The 21,264-nt window shown below is 69.0% G+C and carries 20 protein-coding genes and 1 tRNA gene; 6 read left to right on the top strand and 15 right to left on the bottom strand.

The window, feature by feature from the left end; translation table 11 throughout:
- The first annotated feature begins 67 nt into the window (after window positions 1–67).
- Window positions 68–1,030 carry an alpha/beta hydrolase family protein gene (locus VPH61_RS05395; RefSeq protein ID WP_332062467.1) on the top strand — a complete coding sequence of 321 codons (963 nt, stop codon included), beginning with the start codon at window positions 68–70 and terminating at the stop codon, window positions 1,028–1,030.
- On the opposite strand, the gene dcd is transcribed toward VPH61_RS05395, so the two are convergent.
- Window positions 1,002–1,607 carry a dCTP deaminase gene (gene dcd, locus VPH61_RS05390; RefSeq protein ID WP_332062466.1) on the bottom strand — a complete coding sequence of 202 codons (606 nt, stop codon included), beginning with the start codon at window positions 1,605–1,607 and terminating at the stop codon, window positions 1,002–1,004. The two genes, VPH61_RS05395 and dcd, sit on opposite strands and share 29 nt — an antisense overlap.
- 104 nt (window positions 1,608–1,711) lie before the next feature.
- Here dcd and VPH61_RS05385 point away from each other — a divergent pair.
- Together VPH61_RS05385 and VPH61_RS05380 are read left to right on the top strand one after the other, a co-directional pair.
- Window positions 1,712–1,785, top strand: a tRNA-Gly gene (locus tag VPH61_RS05385).
- Between the two features lie 384 nt (window positions 1,786–2,169).
- The gene (locus tag VPH61_RS05380) at window positions 2,170–2,874 is read left to right on the top strand and encodes an SOS response-associated peptidase (RefSeq protein WP_332062465.1); all 705 of its coding nucleotides are present in this window, start codon (window positions 2,170–2,172) and stop codon (window positions 2,872–2,874) included.
- 31 nt (window positions 2,875–2,905) lie between these two features.
- Here VPH61_RS05380 and VPH61_RS05375 read toward each other — a convergent pair whose 3' ends face one another.
- The 8 genes from VPH61_RS05375 to VPH61_RS05340 form a co-directional block, all read right to left on the bottom strand.
- Complete coding sequence (locus VPH61_RS05375; protein WP_332062464.1) at window positions 2,906–3,301, bottom strand: SHOCT domain-containing protein; 396 nt, start codon at window positions 3,299–3,301, stop codon at window positions 2,906–2,908.
- Between the two features lie 121 nt (window positions 3,302–3,422).
- A complete protein-coding gene (locus VPH61_RS05370; RefSeq protein WP_332062463.1) occupies window positions 3,423–4,184 on the bottom strand; it encodes a DUF2306 domain-containing protein in 762 nt (253 codons plus the stop codon).
- A gap of 85 nt (window positions 4,185–4,269) precedes the next feature.
- Entirely contained in the window at window positions 4,270–5,745 is a 1,476-nt protein-coding gene (locus VPH61_RS05365; protein WP_332062462.1) for a DUF2252 domain-containing protein, read from the bottom strand.
- A 44-nt stretch (window positions 5,746–5,789) separates the two neighbouring features.
- Window positions 5,790–7,412, bottom strand: a complete 1,623-nt coding sequence (locus tag VPH61_RS05360) for an MFS transporter (protein ID WP_332062461.1) — start codon at window positions 7,410–7,412, stop codon at window positions 5,790–5,792.
- A 111-nt stretch (window positions 7,413–7,523) separates the two neighbouring features.
- Window positions 7,524–9,803: a sulfatase-like hydrolase/transferase gene (locus tag VPH61_RS05355; protein WP_332062460.1), complete on the bottom strand. Its 2,280-nt coding sequence runs from the start codon at window positions 9,801–9,803 to the stop codon at window positions 7,524–7,526.
- Window positions 9,804–9,911: 108 nt separating this feature from the next.
- Window positions 9,912–10,760 (bottom strand): class II glutamine amidotransferase, encoded by an 849-nt coding sequence (locus tag VPH61_RS05350; RefSeq protein ID WP_332062459.1) that lies wholly within the window; start codon window positions 10,758–10,760, stop codon window positions 9,912–9,914.
- A gap of 73 nt (window positions 10,761–10,833) precedes the next feature.
- Window positions 10,834–12,123 (bottom strand): serine hydrolase domain-containing protein, encoded by a 1,290-nt coding sequence (locus tag VPH61_RS05345; protein ID WP_332062458.1) that lies wholly within the window; start codon window positions 12,121–12,123, stop codon window positions 10,834–10,836.
- A 169-nt stretch (window positions 12,124–12,292) separates the two neighbouring features.
- On the bottom strand, window positions 12,293–13,600 hold the full coding sequence (locus VPH61_RS05340; protein WP_332062457.1) for an ATP-dependent DNA helicase: 1,308 nt from the start codon (window positions 13,598–13,600) through the stop codon (window positions 12,293–12,295).
- Window positions 13,601–13,765: 165 nt separating this feature from the next.
- Between VPH61_RS05340 and VPH61_RS05335 the strand changes: the two genes are divergently transcribed.
- Window positions 13,766–14,812 (top strand): hypothetical protein, encoded by a 1,047-nt coding sequence (locus VPH61_RS05335; protein ID WP_332062456.1) that lies wholly within the window; start codon window positions 13,766–13,768, stop codon window positions 14,810–14,812.
- Between the two features lie 61 nt (window positions 14,813–14,873).
- On the opposite strand, the gene VPH61_RS05330 is transcribed toward VPH61_RS05335, so the two are convergent.
- The 5 genes from VPH61_RS05330 to rpmB form a co-directional block, all read right to left on the bottom strand.
- Window positions 14,874–16,847: a cytochrome c oxidase assembly protein gene (locus tag VPH61_RS05330; protein WP_332062455.1), complete on the bottom strand. Its 1,974-nt coding sequence runs from the start codon at window positions 16,845–16,847 to the stop codon at window positions 14,874–14,876.
- 114 nt (window positions 16,848–16,961) lie between these two features.
- A complete protein-coding gene (locus VPH61_RS05325; protein WP_056007305.1) occupies window positions 16,962–17,249 on the bottom strand; it encodes an HU family DNA-binding protein in 288 nt (95 codons plus the stop codon).
- A gap of 269 nt (window positions 17,250–17,518) precedes the next feature.
- Window positions 17,519–17,824 carry a 30S ribosomal protein S14 gene (rpsN, locus tag VPH61_RS05320; RefSeq protein WP_332062454.1) on the bottom strand — a complete coding sequence of 102 codons (306 nt, stop codon included), beginning with the start codon at window positions 17,822–17,824 and terminating at the stop codon, window positions 17,519–17,521.
- 3 nt (window positions 17,825–17,827) lie between these two features.
- On the bottom strand, window positions 17,828–17,995 hold the full coding sequence (rpmG, locus tag VPH61_RS05315; protein ID WP_022892462.1) for a 50S ribosomal protein L33: 168 nt from the start codon (window positions 17,993–17,995) through the stop codon (window positions 17,828–17,830).
- The gene (gene rpmB, locus VPH61_RS05310; protein WP_332062453.1) at window positions 17,995–18,231 is read right to left on the bottom strand and encodes a 50S ribosomal protein L28; all 237 of its coding nucleotides are present in this window, start codon (window positions 18,229–18,231) and stop codon (window positions 17,995–17,997) included. The genes rpmG and rpmB overlap by 1 nt, the downstream gene beginning before the upstream one ends.
- Before the next feature lie 302 nt (window positions 18,232–18,533).
- Between rpmB and VPH61_RS05305 the strand changes: the two genes are divergently transcribed.
- Window positions 18,534–18,926, top strand: coding sequence for an MmcQ/YjbR family DNA-binding protein (locus VPH61_RS05305; RefSeq protein WP_332062452.1), 393 nt, complete (start codon window positions 18,534–18,536; stop codon window positions 18,924–18,926).
- Window positions 18,927–18,957: 31 nt separating this feature from the next.
- On the opposite strand, the gene VPH61_RS05300 is transcribed toward VPH61_RS05305, so the two are convergent.
- Window positions 18,958–19,623 (bottom strand): hypothetical protein, encoded by a 666-nt coding sequence (locus tag VPH61_RS05300; protein ID WP_332062451.1) that lies wholly within the window; start codon window positions 19,621–19,623, stop codon window positions 18,958–18,960.
- Between the two features lie 193 nt (window positions 19,624–19,816).
- On the opposite strand from VPH61_RS05300, the gene VPH61_RS05295 reads away from it, so the two are divergent.
- Complete coding sequence (locus VPH61_RS05295; RefSeq protein ID WP_332062450.1) at window positions 19,817–21,220, top strand: glutamate decarboxylase; 1,404 nt, start codon at window positions 19,817–19,819, stop codon at window positions 21,218–21,220.
- Window positions 21,221–21,264: the final 44 nt, after the last annotated feature.

Raw genomic sequence — 21,264 nt, 5'->3', positions numbered from 1 at the left:
ACGCACGATCGTTCGTATAGTGTGCGTACGACCGTTCGTATTGTCAGACGCAACCCGAGGAGCCCCGATGTCAGCAGCATCCGCCATCGCCACCGGAATTCGTGCAGCATCGCGCGTCTCCCCCGATCTCGCGGCAGCCATCGCGCTCCCGCTCTTCCGCCGCGTCGGCACGCGCGCACCCGTCGTCGCCGCCGACCTCGCCACCCACCGTGCCGCCCGTCGGGGCACGGTGCGCATCCCGGGCATCCGCCGAACCGGCGTCGACGTCGTCACCTACGAGTGGGGCGCGGGCGAGCGCACGGTGCTGCTGGCGCACGGCTGGCAGTCGCGCGCCAGCATGTTCGCTCCACTCGTTCGCGAGCTCACCAGCGAGGGGTTCCGCGTGCTCTCCTTCGACGGGCCGGCCAACGGCGATTCGCCCGGTCGCCATACCTACGTCGTCGACCACCTCGATGTCATCGGCGAGCTCACCCGGCGCGAGGGGCCATGGCACGCGATCGTCGGGCACTCGTTCGGTTCGCTCGCGGCGCTCATGTCGGTACACGGCGGCACCGCGGCGACCCGGGTGGTCGGCATCGCCAGCGCGGCCGACCCCCGCATCTTCGTCGACGGCTTCGGCGCGATACTCGGTCTCGACGCGGCGACTCGCGACGCCCTCGCCGTGCGCTATGCCGCCCACGACTTCACCGGGCAGCCCGACCCCTTCGAACGCTACTCGGCGGCGCGGCATCCGCTGCCCGGTGGCACGCCCCTGCTGCTGGTGCACGACCGCGGCGACCTGCGCATTCCGTTCACCGAGTCGGAGCGACTGCTCGAGGCGAACCGCGATCACGCCCGGCTGCTCGCGACCGAGGGGCTCAGCCACAATCGGGTGCTGCGGGCCGACGTCACGCTCGACGCCGTGATGGAATTCGTGCTCGCGCACGACGCGTCGGATGCGTTCAGCGCGGTCGAGGCGCTCGGCGCCGCCGAGGCGCTCGGCGCCGTGGGCGGGATCGAGCTCAGTCGCCCCGCGAGCCGGCGTCGGTGACACCGACATCCGTGCGGTGGAAGCCGTGGAACGAGCGCGACGCCGTCGGCCCCCGCTGCCCCTGGTAGCGGTTCGCGTACTCGGCCGATCCGTAGGGCCGCTCGCTCGGCGACGACAAGCGGAAGAAGCACATCTGGCCGATCTTCATGCCCGGCCAGAGCTTGATCGGCAGCGTCGCGACGTTCGAGAGCTCGAGGGTCACGTGCCCGGTGAAGCCCGGGTCGATGAACCCCGCGGTCGAGTGCGTGAGCAGGCCGAGCCGGCCGAGCGAGCTCTTGCCCTCGAGCCGAGCGGCCACGTCGTCGGGCAGGGTGACGGCCTCGTACGTCGAGGCGAGCACGAACTCGCCCGGGTGCAGGATGAACGCCTCGTCGGGCCGCACCTCGATGAGGTGGGTGAGCTCGGGCTGATCCTCGGCCGGATCGATGAACGGATACTTGTGATTGTCGAAGAGACGGAAGTACCGGTCGAGGCGCACATCGATCGACGACGGCTGGATCATGCCCGGTTCGTACGGGTCGAGTCCGATGCGGTTCGCGTCGAGTTCGGCCCGGATGTCACGATCTGAGAGCAGCACGCTGCCAGCGTAGCAACGCCGCCCCGCCGAGTCCGCCGGTCGGGTAGCGAAGCGCATCGAGACCATTGATACGATGGTGCCCACGGTGTCTTCGGATGCCGCGTGCGGATGTAGTTCAATGGTAGAACTTCAGCTTCCCAAGCTGATAGCGCGGGTTCGATTCCCGTCATCCGCTCCACTACTGGAACCACGCCCTCGGGCACTCGACACACGACTCTGCGCGCGCCTACCCCCCGAACGGGGTGGTCCGGGTGATATCCTGAAAGCACCACCACGGGCGGCGGCGACTGCGATTCGGGTTCGCAGCCTCCTCACTACCGGTCGTGTTGGCCGGACGAAGAGCAGGAGGGGGCCAACCGCTCTTCGCCCCTGAATGACGCGCGCGCCTGTGCGCGCGCCATCGATGGAACCGCGACCCTACCCGCGTAGGTCATCGATGGCCGGGACGGTGAGACCCCTTCACCGGCCCGGCGGCCCCACCCTCCGCTGAGCGCGCGGTGCCGGTCCGCTGCACGAGTGCACGCACTGGCCGCATGTGGGCGGCCGGGTGCAGACTGGCAGCATGTGCGGACGATTCGCGAACGACGCCAAGATCGACGAACTCATCCAGGAGTTCGTCGCCGAGGGCGGCGACTACCGCGACTGGCGGCCCCAGTTCTCCATCGCGCCGACCGAGGTCGTGCCGATCGTGCGCGAGCGCAAGAACAGCGAGACCGGCGAGGTTCGGCGTTCGGTCGACCCGGCGGTGTGGAACTTCCGGCCCTCGTTCATGAAGGAGTCGAAGCGCCCCCAGTTCAACACGCGCATCGAGACGGTCGCCACCAACGGCCTGTGGAAGGGCGCGTTCGCGTCATCCCGCTGCCTCGTGCCGATGCGCGGCTACTACGAGTGGACCGGCGAGCCCGGCAACAAGCAGGCCTGGTTCCTGCACGGCGACGCGCCGCTGCTCGCTGCGGCCGGCATCTACACCGCGCGCAAGGTCGGCGACGACTGGGAGGTCTCGACGTCGATCATCACGCGCGAGGCTCGGGATGCCTCGGGCGAGGTGCACGACCGCATGCCCGTCTTCCTCGACCGCGACGCCTGGAACGACTACCTCGCACCCGTGAAGCTCGACGACGACGGCAAGGCCGAGATGATCGAGCTCATGACCGCCGAGTCCGAGCGCGTCGCATCGACGATCTCGAACTACGAGGTCGATCGCCGGGTCAACAACTCGCGAGCCGTCGACCCCGCCGACCCGACGCTCATCGAGCCGCTCGACTGACGCCGGCCCTCGACTCCGGCCGCCGCCCGCCTCAGTACTTGCCGCCGAGCGCCTTGTTCTTCAGCGCCTCGAACTCGCCGTCGGTGATGAGCCCCTGCTCGCGCAGCGACTGCGCCTTCGCGATCTCCTCCGTCGGGTTCGCGAACGACGTCGCCCGGATCTCCTCAGGGGAGTACTCCTGGTACTCGACCTGCTTGCGCGCAGAGCGCTCGGCCATGCCGTTGCCGCGCGCGATCAGGTAGACCAGCGCCGTGAGGAACGGCACGAAGACGAGGAAGAGCAGCCACACCGCCTTGAGCCAGCCGTTGAGGCTGTGATCGCGGAAGATGTCGATCACGATGTAGATGAGCGCGAACAGGTACGCGACGTAGGCGAAGATCCAGAAGCAGAACCAGAACCAGTCCCAGACGCTGTTCAGGAAGTACATGGTGATCGCCTTTCGAGAGTGCCGGGATCACCGGCCGCAGCGTCGGCGCCGTGACGGCGCCGACGGTCTTCTGCGGTCAACCTAGCGCAGCCGCCGCGCCCTACGACAGAGGCCACGCGGTTCATTTCGGCAGTGCGTACGAGGGCAGACCGCGGCGACGGATCAGCCACTCGGCCACGATGAGGTTCGGGATCCAGCTGAGGAACGGCACCGCCGCGTATGCGTTGTCGAACGCCGCTTCGAAGTCGAACTCGCCGCCGGGCAGGGCCTGCACGCCGAGCAGCACGCCGATCCAGAGCCGCAGCGTGACCGCCGCGTAGGTGAGGGCGAAGTTGCGCATCATCCACGCACGGTGGCTCGCGACATCCCCCGCCCTGATGGCGCGGTAGGCGCGCAGACCGGTGACGAGCCAGAGCACGGCGATCGCGCCGAACCCGAAGAACCCGACGAGGCCGGCCGAGTTGAACGGCGCCATCACGAGCCCGGCGACGCCCGCGATCAGCACCGCGCTGAGGTAGACCCGACCGGTCCAGCGATGCACGTGCGGATGCCGCGTGCGAAGCCCACGCCAGAACTGGAACGGCCCGGTGACGAGCGCGATGCCGCCAGTGACGATGTGCACGTAGAACGCGAGCTGCACGAACTCGGGCTGACCGTCGTAGTTCGAAGCGATGCCCACCCCCTCGTCGGAGAGCGTGGCGAGCGACGCGGTGAGATAGGGCATGACGGCGAAGGCGGTGATCGCCATGGACGAGAGCAGGACCCACACCCACCCCGCTCGTGCCGCGAAGGATCGGGTGGTGCGCGACGGCGGCATCCCGCCCCCGGTCGCGCGCGGTGCGTCGGGGGCGGATGGCGCTGGGGTCCTGGTTCCGGTGCTCATGCGGCTCAGCATGGCGACCGGCGGCGGCGGCCGGCACGGGGTGCTCCCCCGGGTCTGCCGGGGGAAAACCCCCGTGCGTGCCCGCTCACCCCTCCGATGCCGCGAGCCGCCCCGATCGCACCGCGGTGACGAACGCCCCGTGGTCGCGTTCATTTTGGTCGGCGTATGCAATCGCGAAGTCCGCGATCGCCTGGTCGAAGCGGTCGCTCTCGCCGAGATAGCCGGCGATCGCCACGCGGTCGCCCGAACGGGCGTGGGCCCGGGCGAGCGTCTGACCGCAGACCTGCGCGTAGAGATTCGCACCCGACGGCGCACTCGTCTCGACGTCGAACGCCCCCTTCCAGTCGTGCAACTGGCGCAGGTAGAAGTCGCGCGCAACACCGTCGAAGCCGACCACGCGCTGCCAGCCGAGGAACAGGTCGCTCGCCGCCTGCATCACCCGCTGCCCTCGCACGACACGTTCACCGTGGTGGTCGAACGCACTCGGCGCGAGGAAGCGCTCGAGCACCGACGACTGAGCCTGCTTGGCCTGCAGCAGGAGCGGGTCCTCGTTGTCACGGCCGCGAAGCAGCACGATCCACGCCCGTGTGCCCACGCTGCCGACGCCGACGACCTTGCGCGCCATGTGCAGGTAGGTGAACTCCTCGAGCGGATGCCTTGCGAGCGGCAGCGTCGTGCGGTAGCCGCGCAGGAGTTCGCGCATGGTCTCCTCGTCGTCCGCATGGGTGCGGCCGACGGGCGCGAGATCCTCGACCGGCACGATCAGCGGCGGATCCGCGGCGATGCGCAGCTCTCCGTCGACGACGCGCACGAGCTTCGAGAAGGCCTTCATGCTGTCGCGCGCCCTGGCCTTCGCGAGGGTCGAATCGGTGCGCTTCACGAGCTCCTTCTCGGCGCGCCCCGCCTGCCGCTCGGCGCGCACCCACTCGGCGAGCGCGTCGGCGTCGAGCCGGTCGTACCACGCGTCGAGCACGCGGGACTCTGCGGCCCGATGCATCCGCTCTCGATAGCCTCGCACCGCCGCGACGGTTGCCTCTCGGCGTTCCGCTTCGGAGAAGCCTCGCGACCTGCCGGCGACCTCGAAGCTCGCAGCGAGCCGCTTGAGATCCCACTCCCACGGGCCGGGCAGCGTCTCGTCGAAGTCGTTGATGTCGAAGGCGAGCTTGCGCTCCGGCGTGCCGAACACGCCGAAGTTCGAGAGGTGGGCGTCGCCGCAGATCTGCACGGTGATGCCCGAGTCCGCGGTGCGCGCGAGGTCGGCCGCCATGATGAGAGCCGCCCCTCGGTAGAACGTGAAGGGCGAGACCATCATGCGCGCGTGGCGGATCGGGATCAGCTCGGGCACGCGATCGGCCGCCTGCTCCTCGAGCAGGGCGACCGGGTCGGGTCGGTCTGCGGCGGGTGCCCAGGCGGCGTGACCCGCGCGGGGCGACCGGCGGCGGGCGGCGCGCCCCCACTCGGCCCTCGCGACGAAGTCGGTCGGGTCGGGCGGCGGATCGGGCGGTGCGAAGGCCCGGCCGCGCGATTCACCGGCATCGGATGCCTCGTGCTGCATGTTCATGCGACTCCCCCGTTTCCTCGTCGCCTTCGTCGACCCCGACCGGCTCACGTCACCGGCGGGGCATCCGCTCGCTCGGGCTTTCGGCCCATGACCTCGGTCGGGATGCCGCGCGAGAAGAAGAGGGCGAAGAAGGCGATCACGATGAGCGCGAAGAATGCGGTATGCAACGAGGAGATCTGCGAGTCGGTGTAGATGCGCGTGAGTTCGGCGCTCTCGGTCTCGTCGAGGCCTGCCTCCTGCGCGATCTCGGCGACATCGGCAGCCGGAAGGATCGCGACGCCTGCCTCGGTCTGCTCGCTGACGAGCGCCTTCGTCTCGGCCGAGAGCTCGCTCGACGAGACGCCGACGGCGAAGCTCGAGGCGAGCGCGCCGATCAGCACCGAACCGATGAGCGCGGTGCCGAGCGAGGAGCCGAGATTCTGGAAGACGCCCTGGAGACCCCCGACCTCGCTCGTCTGCGACTCGGAGACGCTCGACATGTTGACGTTGCCGAGCTGCGAGGCGAGGAGGCCGAGGGCGGCGCCCGCGACGAACATGCCGAACCCGAAGGCGAGGCTGGCCAGTTCGAGGTCGACCGCGGCGAGCAGCAGGATCGAGCTCAGCACGAGCGCGATCTGGCCGACGCGCACGATGCGCCGCGGCGACCAGAGCCGCGAGAGGCGCGTGCCCACGATCGAGAAGAGGATGAGCGAGATCGACAGCGGGAAGATCTTGAGACCGGTCTCGAGCGCATCGAGCCCGAGCGTCATCTGCAGGTAGACGGGCACCATGAAGAAGAGGCCGGCCGTGATCGCGTACTGCGCGCCGAGCACCGCGAGCCCGCTGCGGAGCCGGATGATGCCGAACAGTGCGACATCGACGAGGGGCTGGCGGCCGGTCGCCGAGAGCCGACGCTGACGCCGCACGAACAGCGCCAGGAGCCCTGCGCCGGCGACGATCAACCACGCGCAGAGCGAGATGCCGAGAGGGGCGATCTCGACCCCGCCGATCTCGGGCGAGTGCAGCGGCGTGATCCAGCCCCAGACCTTGCTCTGCAGCATGCCGAGCACGACGAACACGAGCCCCGTGGCCGAGAGCAGCACGCTCCAGACGTCGATGTGCACGGCCTGCCGCGCCGTGCGGTCGGCGATCACGCGTGTGAACAGCACGACGACGATCATGATGACGACTTCGCCGACGAACACGTAGCGCCAGCTGGCGTACGTCGTGAGGAACCCGCCGATGAGCGGTCCCGCCGCGACCGCGGCGCCCGAGACCGCACCGATGACCGCGAACGCCGTGATGCGGTCGGTGCCCCCGTAGTTGTCGGCGATGAGGGCCGCGACCGCGGGGATCACGAGCACGGCGCCGACGCCCTCGATGATCGACCAGCCGAGGAAGAGCACTTGGATGTTCGGGCTGAGCGCGGTCATGAGCGAGCCGAGCGCGTAGATGCACGAGCCGATGACGAACGCGCGGCGCCGCCCCCACACGTCGCCGAGCTTCGCGCCGAGCAGCATGAGCGCCGCCATCGTGAGCGTGTAGAACGTGATCGCCGCCTGCATCGCGGTGACCGTGGTGTCGAGGTCGACGACGACGGTCGAGATCGACACGTTCATGACCGTGCCGTCGAGCACCATCACGAACTGCGCGGCCCCGAGGATCGCGACGACGGACCACTTCTTCATCTTGACCCCGATTCCGTCCCGTCGGGGACGCGCGACCTGCGGCGATCGCGTGCCGGCCCGATTCAGATGCTTGCACCGATCGGCCGCGAGGGGAAGATCCCCTCACGGGCGTCAGCCGACGTGCACGATCGCGTCCGCCCACGACGCGTGGTCGTGAGTGTTCCCGTTGCCCGAATCCGTCACGACGAGTCGAAGCACGTCGACGCCCGTGATCGGCAGGTCGATCGACCGCGCACCGAGCGCCGCCGTCACGAGCCCGCTGTCGTACAGCTTCGAGCCGTCGCCCCAGACCTGGAAGACGACACTGCCAGTGCTGCTCTGACGTGCCGAGAAGTCGTCGATGCCCACCACGGAGGTGAAACGGCTGCAGGCGCCGCCGACGTAGACGACGACCTCAGAGGGCGCGTGCACGCCGAGGCCCTTCGCCCACTCCTGCCCGCCGATCGAGATGGCGGGGCCGTCGCCGGCGCCGTTCCTGCCGTTGCTCATGTCCCGCTCGACCGGGCCCCAGGCGTTCGCCGACGAGAGCCAAGCGAGATCGCTCACGAAGGAGGTCGACTGCGGGGGTGCCGGAGTCGACTGCACCGGCGCAGCGAGCGTCGCCTCCCTCGCCTCACCGTCGCGGACGAATCGCACCAGTGCCACCACCTGCTGCTCTTCAGTGACGGCGAGCCCCGCGACCACGTCGAACGAGGTCACGCAGAGGCGCCCGGCGCGCAGGAACGGCAGCCGTCGCCGGCCGGCGACCGACCAGCCATCGGGAACGAGGAGCTCCACCGTCACGTTCGTGATGGTCGTGTCGAACTGGTTCGCCATGGTCACGGGCACCACGGTCGGGATGCCGGCCGTGATGAACTCCGGTGCATCGATCGTCAGGCCGTCGGGCCGCCAGGCCGGGCGGTCCATCGGCGGTTCGATCCATGCCTGCTTCATGAGGGCCACTAGCGATGCCGCGACCTCGGGATGCAGCGCGGCGACGTTCGTGGTCTCACCCGGGTCGCTCGCGAGGTGGTAGAGCTCGACGCTCCAGTCGGAATCCGGCACGCTCCGGTCGCGGGCCGGGGCGTATCGAAGCGCCTTCCAGTCGCCCTGCCGGAGCGCTTCGGCCGCGTTGCGCACGCGCCCGCCCTCGACGGCCTGCGCCCGCGGCGTCGTGTAGGGCTCGAGGCGCCACCAGTAGAGCGGCCGATCCGCCGCCACCGACTCCGCGGACGCGGCGTCGAACGTCGAGCGCATCGACCGGCCGTCGACGAACGGCGGCATCGGCGCTCCGGCGAGGTCGGCGAGGGTCGGCAGCACGTCCCACATGGCCCATGGGGTCTCCTCGACGGTGCCCGCCGGCCCGCCGGGCTCCTGGCCGGTCAGGCCAGGTGCCCAGACGATGGCGGGCACCCGGATGCCGCCTTCGAGCAGGTTGCGCTTGTAGCCCGTGAACGGACCGCTCGCGTCGAAGAAGTCGGGGTCGTGCGAGGGAGCACCCTCTTCGTGGGGCCCGTTGTCGCTCATGAACAGGAACACGGTGTCGTCGGCGATGCCGCGTTCCTCGAGCTTCGCGACGATTCGTCCGATGTCGCCGTCCATCCTCGTGATCTGTGCGGCGTGCGCTCGATCCCCGTCGCTCCAGTCCATGGTCGCGTACTGCCCGAGGTCGGGCACCTGCTGGGGAGAGTGCGGCACGTTCGTCGAGAGCATCAACAGGAAGGGGTCTGCGTGGTGCTGGTCGATGAACCGGAGGGCGCGATCGGCGAAGAGGTCGGGCGCGTAGGCCGCCATCGCGCTCCCCGCATTCTCGGGGAACTCGATGCGGTCGGTGTTGTGCCACAGGTACGAGGGGTAGTAGTCGTGCGCGTGGATGTGCGTGAGGTAGCCGAAGAACTCGTCGAACCCCTGCGAGTTCGGGCTACTGTGGTGCCCCGGGTCATCGGGTGAGAACCCCCACTTGCCCATCAGGGCGGTGCGATAGCCCATCGTCTGGAGCAGCAGGGCGAACGTGACTTCGTCGGCGCGAAGCGGTTCGTCGCCGTTGCCCGGCTCGGGGTTGTTGCGCACCGTGGCATGGCCGGAATGCATGCCGGTCAGCATCGAGCACCTCGACGGGGCGCAGACTGGTCCGCCGGCGTGGAAGTCGGTGTATCGCACGCCCTCGCGTGCCAGTCGGTCGAGGTTCGGCGTGCTGATCTTCGTCTGCCCGAATGACCCGATCTCACCCCAGCCCAAGTCGTCGGCGAGCACCACCACCACGTTCGGCCGCCGACTGCCGGCGGCCTCCGCGGCGTGGGCACTCGTCGCCCGAAGCGGGTCCCCAGCGACCGCCGCCAAGCCGACCGCCGCACCACCCACCATCAGGAACTGCCGCCGATTGAACGCTGCAGTACGGGTGTCGTCGACCATGGTCTCTCCAGTCCGGAGCGTCCTCGTCGACGTTCCGGTTCATTTGACCACGACCTAAACTAAGTTGGCAAGGAACGGCGCCCGGCTGAGGTCGGCGGCCCCCCGACGTCAGGCCGGCACGGCACTCGCCATGAACGGTTCGTACCGGTAGCCGTCCTCCCCGAGGATCGCGACCGACGATTCCGGTACCTCGATGAAGGCCCCCGGCAGGTCGTTGAGCGGTTCGGAGACCACGACGCGCGCCCGCTTGCCGAAGAGTTTCAGACGCGGGACATCCGGATACATCTCATGCAGCGTCGGAATGTCGACGGAGTGGAAGAGCGTGCGCGACCTGCCCTCGGTGGAGTACCGGAAGGCCCAGATCGTGGCGCCGTCGGCGATCGCGATGGTGCCCTGCATCGGGTGTTCGACGTCGTGCTTGCGGCCGATCTCCTCGACGAACTGCACGGCCCTCGTCATGCCCGCGACCGGATCGTCCTGGAGCCCGAAGGTGAGGGCGAGGTGGAAGAGCACCTCGGAATCCGTCGTGCCCCTGATGTACGGGTAGAGCGCAGGGTCGACGGCGAAGGTGAGGTCGCGCTTCATCTCGCGGAAGCCGTGGATCACTCCGTTGTGCATGAAGAGCCAATTGAGGTAGCGGAACGGGTGGCAGTTGGTGTGCTGGATCGGCGGGCCCGCGGCAGCGCGCACGTGACTGAAGAACAATGGGCTCTCGATCGCTTCGGTGATCTCGCGCAGGTTCTCGTCGTTCCACGCCGGTTCGACGCTGTGGAAGATCGACGGCAGGCTGCCCTCGGTCGAGCCGACCGGGTACCAGCCGAATCCGAATCCGTCGCCGTTGACCGTCTCGGCGCCGAGCGGCGAGTCGAGCGACTGGGCGACGAGCGAATGCTGCGCGTCGAGGATCACGAGCGAGGGTTGGAGCGGTTCTCCCGCATAGGCAAGCCAGCGGCACATGCTGTCAGCCTAGCGCCGTTGTGACGAATCCTCACCTGGCGAATGGCCGCCGCCTTCGATCGGTCGGGCCGTCTCAGCCGGCGGGTGCCGTCTCCGGTGCCGGCTCGGCGGCGGGATCCGGTTTCGGGCAGACCGCGAGCTCCTGCATCCTCGTCGTCGCCTGCTCGAACGACCACGGCAGCTCGACGACCGGCTGCTCGTGCTCGGGGGCGGGCGCGGCCTTCGACGCGAGCGAGGCGAGGGCGAAGGCGGCCTCACGCGCGAAGTCGCCACCCGAGGTCGAGTTGTTGAGGGCGATCACGACGGTCAGGCCGCTGTCGGGGTCGGTGAACGCCGCCGTCAGGGCTCCGGTCGACTCTCCGGCGAGGCCGCGCATCGGCCCGTACTCCGCGCCGCCGAGACCCCAGCTCTGCCACGCGGGAGCGTCGCCGCCGAGCGGGATCGGCGCCCACTGCTTGCGCGCCGTTCCCTCTTCGAGGAGGGCGCCGGTCGCGAAGGCGGCACTGAGGCGGTGCGCGTCTTCAAGGCTCGAGACCGCGCCCGCCGCGGCGCCGCCCATCGAGCTCGACTGCTCCGTGTCGTCGCGGATGACGGCGCAGTCGGCCGTGCCGTTCGCGGCGAGGGCGGCCGAGTAGGCCCCGAGGCCGCCGTCGAGCTCGGTGTCGTTCGGTGACGGCAGCGACGTCTCGTCGAGGCCGAGGGGGCCGAAGACGTACTGTTCGGCGAGGTCGTTCCAGGCGCGACCGGTGCTGCGCTCGAGGGCCATCGACAGCAGCAGCACGCCCGTGCGCGAGTGCGCCCACTGTTCACCGGGCGCGCCGGTGCGCGGCAGTGCCAGTCCGCTCGAGACGAGCTCGTTGGGCGGCCAGATGCGCTCGGGGTTGGCGACGAAGTGGCTCTTCAGGCCCGGGTAGTAGTCGGCGATGCCCGAGGTGTGGGCGCACAGCTGGCCGAGCGTGATGCCCTCGATGCCGGGCACCCAGTCGACGTATTCGGCGGCCTCGTCGTCGAGCGAGACCCGGCCCTCCTCGACGAGTTGCAGCAGCACCGTGCAGGTCACCTCGCTCGTCAGGGTCGCGAGGTGGAACTCGGTGTCGGTGGTGACCGGTTCGGCGTTCTCGCTGAAGTCGACGGTGCCCGTGGCTCCCGTCCACTCCCCCGCCCACGGCGACCAGGCGCCGGCGATGCCGCCGCTCGAGCCGCTGAGCCGCACAGCCTCGTCGAGCACCGCCTGCAGCTGGCCCGAGAGCTCGTCGTCGAACGTCGCATCGACCGGCTGGAGCTGCGCCAACGGGTCGACCGAACCACTGATGCATCCCGACAGTCCGAGCGCGCCGACGAGCAGGACCGCGAGAGTCCCCATCCTCCGTGCGACCTTGATCTGGCCAGCCACCGAGCTCCCCTCAGCCGTGTGTCCGGTCAAAGTGTAACCCGGTCAGGCGGCGAAGCCGGTTGACCGGGCGGTGAGGCCCGCCGACCGGCGGGCCACGGCGCCGAAATGCAACGGCGCGGCCATGACGGGCGCCGGCGACTCAGGCCTGCGGCGCCGTGATCTCGCGATCGGCCCCCGACATGAAGCGCTCGACGTTGCGGTCGACGATGATGTCGCTCGGCCGAAGCGGTCGCTCGAGGTAGAGGCCGTCGAGCGAGGTGAGGCGGCTGAGTGCGACGTAGGTCTGCCCGGGGCTGAAGACGCGCTGGCCGAGGTCGACGATCGCCGTGTCGTAGCTCGCGCCCTGCGACTTGTGGATGGTAACCGCCCATGCCAGTTTCAGCGGGAACTGGGTGAACTCGGCGACGATCTGCTTCTCGAGCTTCTTGCGCACCGGGTCCCACGTGTACTTGTACTTCTCCCACGTGACCTGCTCGACGTCGTGCTCCTCGCCGCCGACGTCGACGCGCACGACGCGGTCGAGCGAGGTGACCGTGCCGATCGTGCCGTTCACCCAGCGCTGCCCCTCGGGACCGATCGCGGTGTCGTTCCTGAGGAACATGACCTGCGCGCCGAGCTTCAGCTCGAGGTTCTCGTCGGCGGGGAACGCCCGGCCGCCGAAGTCGCCGTTCACCTCGGCCTCGTTGCCCTGCGACTGCCCAGGCAGCCGGTGCAACTGCGTGCGATTGATGCGGTTGACGGTGTCGTTGCGGGTCGCGAGCGTGATCGCGCCCTGCTCGGGCAGCGGCCGCCGAGCGCCGACGCTGTTGAGCACCCCCGCGATCTCGGCCGTCACCATGCCGTGCCGCACCGCGTTCAGCATGTGCTTGAACTCGTCGTCGTGCTGGCGGTGGATCTCGCCGAGCTCGAAGATGCGCAGGTCGGTCTCGCGCCACACCTTCGCGTCGAAGAACCACATCGAGTCGTAGGTGTCGGCGAAGTACGCCCGCTCGTCGGCATCGCCGGGCACGGGAGCGAGCTGGTACGGGTCGCCGAAGAGCACGACCTGCGCACCGCCGAACGGCTCGAAGGGGCGCTGCCTGGCCTGGCGGAGCGACCGGTCCATCGCGTCGAGCAGGTCGGCGTTGACCATCGAGACCTCGTCGATGACGAGGGTGTCCATCGCGTTCAGGATCTTGCGAACCGTGTCGTTCTGCTCGATGTCGTGATCGGCGATGACCCCGATCGGCAGCCGGAACAGCGAGTGGATGGTCTGCCCGCCGACGTTCAATGCGGCGACGCCCGTCGGCGCGCAGATCACGATCTGCTTCTGCGTGTTCCAGTTCAGGTGGTTCAGCAGGGTCGACTTGCCGGTGCCGGCGCGACCCGTGACGAACACGTGCTCGCGCGTGCCCTCGATGGCCTGGAACACCGCGGCCTGTTCACGGCTGAGGGTGACGTTCTGCATTGGAGGGCTTTCGATTCGGCGAGTGGGTGCGGCGAGCGGATGCCGCAGGCTGAGGTGGCGGCGATCCCACTGTAACCGGCCCGCACGGCGCACGAGCCGCGCTGGGCGCTGCTGTGCAGAGCTCAGGCCTCAGCTTCCCCACCGGGTGCCGCATACACTGGTGCGGTGGGGACGTCCGGAGTGCGCAGCAGTCGAGTCTCGCCGTTGTCCGTCGCCGGGTGGCTGGGGCTCGCGGTGCTCCTCGTCGGCGCCTTCGCCGCCGCGCTCGGCGCGCTGAACCAGACGATCTACGGCTCGTCGAGCTTCATCGAGCGCTACCTCACGGCCATCGCGAACGACGACATCGCCGAGGCATCCACGACCCCCGGTGTCGCGCTCGACGAAGCCGAGCTCGCGGCCCTCGGCCTGCCCGCGAACATCTCGACCGCGATGCTGCGCACCGGCGTCATCGAGTCGGGCCCCGAAGACGTGCGCATCATGAGCGACGTCGCCCGGGCCGACGGCACCCACACCGTCACCGCGAGCTACCGGCTCGCCGACGCGATCGTGCAGTCCTCCTTCGACGTGCGCCCCATCGAGCCGCTCTACGGGGTGCTGAACCGCTGGGAGTTCGCGATCAGCCCGCTCGCCGTGATCGACGTCACCGCCGCGCACAACCCCACCTTCACGGTCGGCTCCCTCACCCTCGACACGCGCGCCCTGAAGTCGGGCGACGAACTCGCCGCCTTCACCCAGGTGACGCCGTACATCGCGATCGCGCCCGCCGTCTACGAGGTCTCGTACAGTTCGCAACTGCTCGAGGCGGTACCCGTCGCGGTGCAGGCCGATGCCGCTGGCCGCACGGCGGTCACCGTCGACGCGCAGCCGACGGCCGCGTTCGTCGACCGCGTGCAGGTCACGCTCGACGAGTTCCTCGCCGCGTGCGCCGCGCAGCCCGTGCTCCAACCGGCCGAGTGCCCGTTCGGCATCGAGATCGACGACCGCGTCACCGGCGACCCGCAGTGGAGCATCGTCACGTCGCCGCAGGTCACGCTGACGCCGGGAGAGACCTCGTTCGACATGCCGCCCACCGAGGGCGTCGCCCACATCACGGTCGAGGTGCAGTCGCTCTTCGACGGCCACCGCTACACGCTCGAGGAGGACCGGCCCTTCACGGTCGCCCTCGGAGCGACGATCAAGCCCGACGAGTCCATCTCGATCCAGCTGAAGTAGCCGCGGTTACTGCGGGTTGAGCCTGTCGAAACCGGTCTCGACAAGCTCGACCCACAGAGGGCTACTGCGGCCGGTCGTGCTCGGCGATCGCGGCGAGCTGCGCGTTGTACGCCTCGAGCTCGGCGTCGCCCGTGCGGTCGGCATGGCGGTCGCGGCGCTTCGACTCCTTCTCGTCGCTGCGCGCCCATTGCACGGCCACGGTGATCGCGAGCGCCACCGTCGGGATCTCGCCGATCGACCACGCGATGCCGCCGCCGAGCTGCTGGTCTTCGAGCGCGTCGGTGCCCCAGCCCATCGCGCCGTACCAGTCGGCGAGCAGCAGGCCCGTGCTCGACATGATCGCGAGGCCGAAGAAGGCGTGGAAGGCCATGGTGCCGAGCAGCAGCAGCAGCCGGAACGGGTACGGCAGTCGGTACGGCACCGGGTCGATGCCGATGAGGGACTGCACGAACAGGTAGCCCGTGATGAGGAAGTGCACGATCATCCACTCATGCCCGATGTGGTCGAGCATCGTCCAGCGGAAGAGCGGCGAGTAGTAGAAGACCCAGAGCGAGCCGACGAAGAGCAGGGCGGCGACGATCGGATTCGCGATGAAGCCGGCGAACTTCGAGTGCACGGCGAGCAGGATCCACTCGCGGCCGCCGCGGCTGCCGTCTTTGCGGGCACGGATGGCGCGGGCCGCGAGCGTGACCGGAGCACCGGGCACGAGCAGCACGGGCACGGCCATCGTGAGCACCATGTGCGCGAGCATGTGCGCCGAGAAGAGGTACTGCTCGTAGACGTTCACGCCGCCGTTGGTGATGTAGACGAGCAGTAGCAGGCCCGAGACCCAGAGCACCGTGCGATAGACCGGCCAGCGATCGCCGCGCTTGCGAAGCCGCCGCACGCCCGCGATGTAGAAGAAGATGCCGAAGCCGCACGCGAGCAGCCAGATCAGGTCGGGGTTCCACTCGGTGAAGAACCGCGTCCACTCGGGCCACGGCGGCAGTGGCTCGCCGGTGAGGATCTCGGCGGGCGTGCGGGCGAGCGAGCCCGCCTCCTCTTCGGAGACCGGTGTGGCCGTGCGGGCGAGCGCCGCGGCCGCGCCCGAGGCGAGCCCCATGAACGCGAGCTCGGCGACGACGAGCCACCAGAACGCGCCGTTGCGGGATCCGTCGGCCCGCGACATCCGCCCGATCAGGAACCGGCGCTGCGCGGCGCCGAACAGGCCGAGCGCGATGAGGGCGATCATCTTGACGACCACGAGCATGCCGTAGGGGGTGAAGAGCTGATCCCAGTCGCCGATGCGGAGCGCGGCGCTCGCATAGCCAGAGAGCGCCACGACGATGAAACTGATGAGCGCGACGGTCGAGTAGCGTGCGAGCACGACCGGCAGCCGCTTCTCGCCGAGCTCGCCCTTCAGCAGCACGATCGTGAGCAGGCCTCCGAGCCAGACCGAGGCGAAGGCGAGGTGCAGGCCGAGCCCCGTGACGGCTGCGGCGTGACCGGCGGCTCCCGCGGCGTGGCCCTGCTGGGCGAGCGGAACGAGCGAGGCGACCGCGAGCACCGTGACGAAGACGAGTGCGGTGTGGTTGCGCACCGCGAAGCACAGCACCGTGACGGCGGCCGCGACGAGCATCGTCGTGAGCCACGCCTGCCCGAGCGGGATGGTCGTCACGAACTGGCCGAGCTTCTGCCCGAACGCGTCGCTCAGGTCGAACGGCACGCCCGTGACGAGCAGGAAGGTGAAGAGGCCGGTCGCGCCGCTCGCGACCGTCAGCACGGCAGCGGATGCGGCAGCCACGTCGAGTGCCAGGTCGAACTCTCGCCGCTTCGGGCTGAGCGCCCAGACCGCGAGCACGAGCGCGCCGATCATGCCGGCCGAGCCGAGGTTCACGAAGAGCTTCGCGACCGGCACGCCGTACCGGGCGATGGGGCCCGGGTCCTGGATCAGCTGCTCGGCCGCTCCCCCGCCGTAGGCGAGGCCGGCGAACGTCGCGACGAGGGCGACGGCGATGAGTGCGGCGGGGCCGAGCACTCGCACGGAGCGGGGCACCGAACCAGCCTAGACGGCAGAGCCCGTGGGTCCGCCCAGAGCGGACTCAGGATGCACAGGGAACGGGCGAAGGGGCGCACGGCTCACGCCGTACGCCCCTTCGGGAAGTCGCAGTTACTTCGCAGCAGCCTTGAGCTTCGAGCCGGCCGAGACCTTGACCGAGTAACCGGCCGGGATCTGGATCTCGGCGCCGGTCTGCGGGTTGCGGCCGGTGCGAGCAGCACGGTGCGTGCGCTCGACGGCGAGCCAGCCCGGGATGGAGACCTTCGTGCCCGAGCCGACGGACTCGGCGAGCGCCTCGAAGAGGCCGCCGAGAACGGCGTCGACGGTAGCCTGGCTCTGTCCGGTCGACGCTGCGACCTTCGCGACGAGCTCGGTCTTGTTGAGCGACTTGTCAGCCATTGAATGTCCTCCTCGGACGTTCGCTGTTCGGTACAGCATTGTGAGTTCTCGGGAACGATCGTTCAACCGCCCCCGTGGCCGATCAGGCCGCCTCGAATGTAACAGAGTTCCGCGGAATCCCGCGGATTTCCGGCGCTTTCGGGCACCTTCGCCTCGGCGTGTCGCGTCCGCTGGGAGCGAATTCGGCCTCATCGGATGCTGCGGACATGCGAAAAGGGACGCCCGGGAGAACCCGGACGCCCCTTTCGGTGAAGCGTGAAGCTACGTGCCTACCAGCTCGACTTGGTGATGCCGGGCAGCTCGCCACGGTGCGCCATGTCACGGAAGCGGACGCGCGAGACGCCGAACTTCGTGAGGACACCGCGGGGGCGGCCGTCGATGGCGTCACGCGAACGCAGGCGAACCGGCGACGCGTTGCGGGGCAGCTTCTGCAGGCCCACGCGAGCGGCCTCGCGGCTCTCGTCGGTGCCGTTCGGGTCGACGAGCGCCTTCTTCAGCTCGAGTCGCTTCGCGGCGTACCGCTCGACGATGACCTTGCGCTGGTCGTTGCGTGCGATCTTGCTCTTCTTCGCCATGTCTTAGCGCTCCTCTCGGAAGTCGACGTGCTTGCGCACTACAGGGTCGTACTTCTTGAGCACGAGGCGGTCGGGGTTGTTGCGGCGGTTCTTGCGGGTCACGTACGTGTACCCGGTGCCGGCGGTCGACCGAAGCTTGATGATCGGGCGGATGTCTTGTGCTTTCGCCATTAGAGCTTCACCCCACGTGCCTTCATGTCCTTGACCACTGCCTCAATGCCGCGAGCGTCGATCACCTTGATGCCCTTGGCGGACACGTTGATGGTGATGCTGCGACGAAGCGACGGCACGAAATAGGTCTTCTTCTGCACGTTCGGGTCGAAGCGGCGCTTCGTCCGGCGGTGCGAGTGCGAGATGTTGTGCCCGAAGCCGGGAACGGCTCCAGTCACCTGGCACACTGCTGCCATTGGTTTCCTCCAATACCGAGGGGCGGATGCCCCTCCCAAGGTCTCTTGTCTGCTGACCTTCCCCACGCTGAAGCCGGCGATCTCTCGCTGGTTTCGATGGGGAGTGTCGCGGCATGGGCAGTGGAAGTGCCCAGCCAACGAGCCAGCTTACCAGATGGGGGCCGGCCCGCCGAACCAGCCAGCCGCACCGAGCGGCTGCCGCGGCAGCACGCCGCACCGCACATCCCGGCCGACACCACAGCCGGCATCCCAGCCGTCCCGAGATCGATGCGCTGCGACATCCGGGCACGTAGCCTTCGCCCATGGCCACGTGGGACGACGTGCGTGAGATCGCGCTCGCGCTGCCGGAGACGAGCGAGCACGTGCCGCGGGGCACACTGCAGTGGAAGGTGCGCACCAAGACCTTCGCGTGGGAGCGACCCCTGCGCCGCGCCGACCTCGACTCGCTCGGCATCGCCGCGCAGACCGGCCCTGTGCTGAGCACCGCGACCGAAGACGAGGCGGTCAAGTTCGCGCTCATCGCCGACGACCGGTCTACGTTCTTCACCACGCGGCACTTCGACGGCTACCCCGCCGTGCTCGTGCGCCTCGACCGCATCTCCCGACGCCGGCTCGAAGAGGTCATGGCCGAGGCGTGGGCGGTCAAGGCGCCGGCGAAGCTCTTGCGCGAGTACTTCCGCACCTGTCCCGACTGACGACGACGGGTGACGGATGCCGCGGCATCCGTCACTCGGCGCTCGGGGGTTCCTCGTCGATCGCGCGCCGCGACAGGAGCGCGGCGGCGAGGAAGCACAGCGCGCCGAGGAAGGTGCCGAAGTTCGCCCAGAACGCGCTCAGGAGCGAGTCGGTCTGTGGCACGACGTACGCGCCGATGGCCGAGACCCCGAAAGCGATCGAACCGAGCAGGTTCAGCCAGGTGCCGTGCCACGATCGGGCGTGCCGGTCCCACAGCAGTCCTCGGTCCTTCGTCGCAACGACGGCGAACACGCTCGAGATGAGGAATGCCGCCGACCCCCAGGCGTCGGGTCGCCATCCCGCCCCGAGTCGGTCGGGGTCGGCGATCGCCGCGGCGAGCGCGGCGGCCGTGCTGACGTTGAAGAGCAGGGTGCCGGCGAACTGGATGGCGGCCGCCCACCAGTCCCAGCGGTCGGCCCGGTTCGTGCCCCGCCTCGGCACGTGCCGGCCACTGAGACTCAACTGGATGAACGCGGCGAGCGTGAAGAAGATCGAACCGACGAAGAACGTGACGCCGACCCCGACGGGGCCCGCCCAGTCCGCGTAGAACGGGATCGCGCCGGCCAGGAAGAACAGTGAGCCGACGGAGAAGCCCCACGCCTCCCGGCGCAACCGCAGGTGACGCCGGTCACCACGGGTGTTGGTCTGCACGCTCATGGTTGGAGCCTGCAGCCCACCAGCGTGCCCGTCAACTCTCGCGACCCCGGTTTCACACGATGTGCACTATTGACGGTCCACCGCCATGCGAGCACACTCGGGCATTGGGCCGTCTTCGGGGGTCGACACCCGTTCTTCACCGTTTCCGGAGCGCTCATATTCGTGCACGTGATGCAGCACTCGGGGGGAACCGATGACCGAACGAACGACGCGATCCCATTCGCGCGACGGCGGCGACAGCACGCAGCTGAATCCGATCTTCGCGCGAGCCGGCGAAGCGACCGACTTCCCGCTGAATCGGCTGCCCGACGGCGAAGCCCTGCCCGAGACCGCCTACCAGGTGGTGCACGACGAGTCGATGCTCGACGGCAATGCGCGCTTGAACCTCGCGACCTTCGTCGGCACCTGGATGGATCCGTACGCGACGAAGCTCTACGCCGAATCGGCCGACAAGAACATGGTCGACAAAGACGAGTATCCGCAGACGGCCGCGATCGAGACGCGCTGCTGGAAGATGATCGCGAGCCTCTGGAACGCGCCGAGCGCCGAAGGCGCCATCGGCACCTCCACGATCGGCTCGTCGGAGGCGTGCATGCTGGGCGGCCTCGCGTTGAAGCGGCGCTGGCAGCTCGCGCGCCGCGCAGCGGGCAAGTCGACCGAGAAGCCGAACCTCATCCTCTCGAGCGCCGTGCAGGTGTGCTGGGAGAAGTTCTGCAACTACTTCGACGTCGAGGCCCGATACGTGCCGATCAGCGACGAGCACAAGGTGCTCGACGGCCACGACCTCGAGAAGTACGTCGACGAGAACACGATCGGCGTCGTCGGAATCATGGGCGTGACCTACACCGGCATGTACGAGCCGATCGCGAAGATCTCGAAGGCGCTCGACGACATCCAAGCGAAGACCGGGCTCGACGTGAAGATCCATGTCGACGGGGCATCCGGTGGCATGATCGCGCCCTTCCTCCAGCCCGAGCTCGAGTGGGACTTCCGCGTCGACCGTGTCGTCTCGATCAGCACGTCGGCTCACAAGTACGGGCTCGTGTACCCGGGGCTCGGCTGGGTCGTGTGGCGCACGGTCGAGGACCTGCCTGAGGAGCTCGTCTTCGACGTCACCTACCTCGGCGGCCACATGCCGTCGTTCGCGCTCAACTTCTCGCGGCCCGGCGCGCAGGTGCTGCTGCAGTACTACCTGTTCCTGCGGCTCGGATGGGAGGGCTATCGCAAGGTGCAGCAGACGTCGCAGGACGTCGCGGTCTACCTCTCGGGCGAGATCGCGCAGATCGACGCGTTCGAGCTGTGGAACGACGGCACCGACATCCCGGTGTTCGCGTGGCAGTTGAAGAAGGGCCACACCGACAAGTGGAACCTCTACCACCTGTCCGAGCGCCTGCGCCTGAAGGGCTGGCTCATCCCCGCCTATCCCATGCCCGACGACATCTCCGACCTCGTCGTGCAGCGCATCGTCGTGCGCAACGGCCTCAGCCGCAACCTCGCCGAGTCGCTCGTGCGCGACATCCAGGAGGCCGTCGCGTACCTCGACGCGCTCGAGGCTCCCATGCCCGTCGAGGGTCAGGTCTCGACGTTCACGCACTGAGGGCGAACGAGCGGATGCCGCGGGCAGCACTGCGCCCGCGGCAT

Origin of the sequence: Agromyces sp. CCNWLW203 (assembly GCF_036576125.1) — a bacterium.
Classification (GTDB): domain Bacteria; phylum Actinomycetota; class Actinomycetes; order Actinomycetales; family Microbacteriaceae; genus Agromyces.
The sequence above is the reverse complement of the archived record's forward strand: the minus strand, read 5'-3'. Positions and strand labels throughout refer to the sequence as shown.

Bases quoted from the DNA above. Each gene is read 5' to 3' on its own strand.
- VPH61_RS05370 (WP_332062463.1), bottom strand. From the start codon at position 4,184: ATGAGCACCGGAACCAGGACCCCAGCGCCATCCGCCCCCGACGCACCG.
- VPH61_RS05350 (WP_332062459.1), bottom strand. From the start codon at position 10,760: ATGTGCCGCTGGCTTGCCTATGCGGGAGAACCGCTCCAACCCTCGCTC.
- VPH61_RS05345 (WP_332062458.1), bottom strand. From the start codon at position 12,123: ATGGGGACTCTCGCGGTCCTGCTCGTCGGCGCGCTCGGACTGTCGGGA.
- VPH61_RS05355 (WP_332062460.1), bottom strand. From the start codon at position 9,803: ATGGTCGACGACACCCGTACTGCAGCGTTCAATCGGCGGCAGTTCCTG.
- rpmG (WP_022892462.1), bottom strand. From the start codon at position 17,995: ATGGCGAAAGCACAAGACATCCGCCCGATCATCAAGCTTCGGTCGACC.
- VPH61_RS05395 (WP_332062467.1), top strand. From the start codon at position 68: ATGTCAGCAGCATCCGCCATCGCCACCGGAATTCGTGCAGCATCGCGC.
- VPH61_RS05360 (WP_332062461.1), bottom strand. From the start codon at position 7,412: ATGAAGAAGTGGTCCGTCGTCGCGATCCTCGGGGCCGCGCAGTTCGTG.
- VPH61_RS05305 (WP_332062452.1), top strand. From the start codon at position 18,534: ATGGCCACGTGGGACGACGTGCGTGAGATCGCGCTCGCGCTGCCGGAG.
- VPH61_RS05375 (WP_332062464.1), bottom strand. From the start codon at position 3,301: ATGTACTTCCTGAACAGCGTCTGGGACTGGTTCTGGTTCTGCTTCTGG.
- rpsN (WP_332062454.1), bottom strand. From the start codon at position 17,824: ATGGCGAAGAAGAGCAAGATCGCACGCAACGACCAGCGCAAGGTCATC.
- rpmB (WP_332062453.1), bottom strand. From the start codon at position 18,231: ATGGCAGCAGTGTGCCAGGTGACTGGAGCCGTTCCCGGCTTCGGGCAC.
- VPH61_RS05340 (WP_332062457.1), bottom strand. From the start codon at position 13,600: ATGCAGAACGTCACCCTCAGCCGTGAACAGGCCGCGGTGTTCCAGGCC.
- VPH61_RS05325 (WP_056007305.1), bottom strand. From the start codon at position 17,249: ATGGCTGACAAGTCGCTCAACAAGACCGAGCTCGTCGCGAAGGTCGCA.
- VPH61_RS05365 (WP_332062462.1), bottom strand. From the start codon at position 5,745: ATGAACATGCAGCACGAGGCATCCGATGCCGGTGAATCGCGCGGCCGG.
- VPH61_RS05295 (WP_332062450.1), top strand. From the start codon at position 19,817: ATGACCGAACGAACGACGCGATCCCATTCGCGCGACGGCGGCGACAGC.
- VPH61_RS05300 (WP_332062451.1), bottom strand. From the start codon at position 19,623: ATGAGCGTGCAGACCAACACCCGTGGTGACCGGCGTCACCTGCGGTTG.
- VPH61_RS05380 (WP_332062465.1), top strand. From the start codon at position 2,170: ATGTGCGGACGATTCGCGAACGACGCCAAGATCGACGAACTCATCCAG.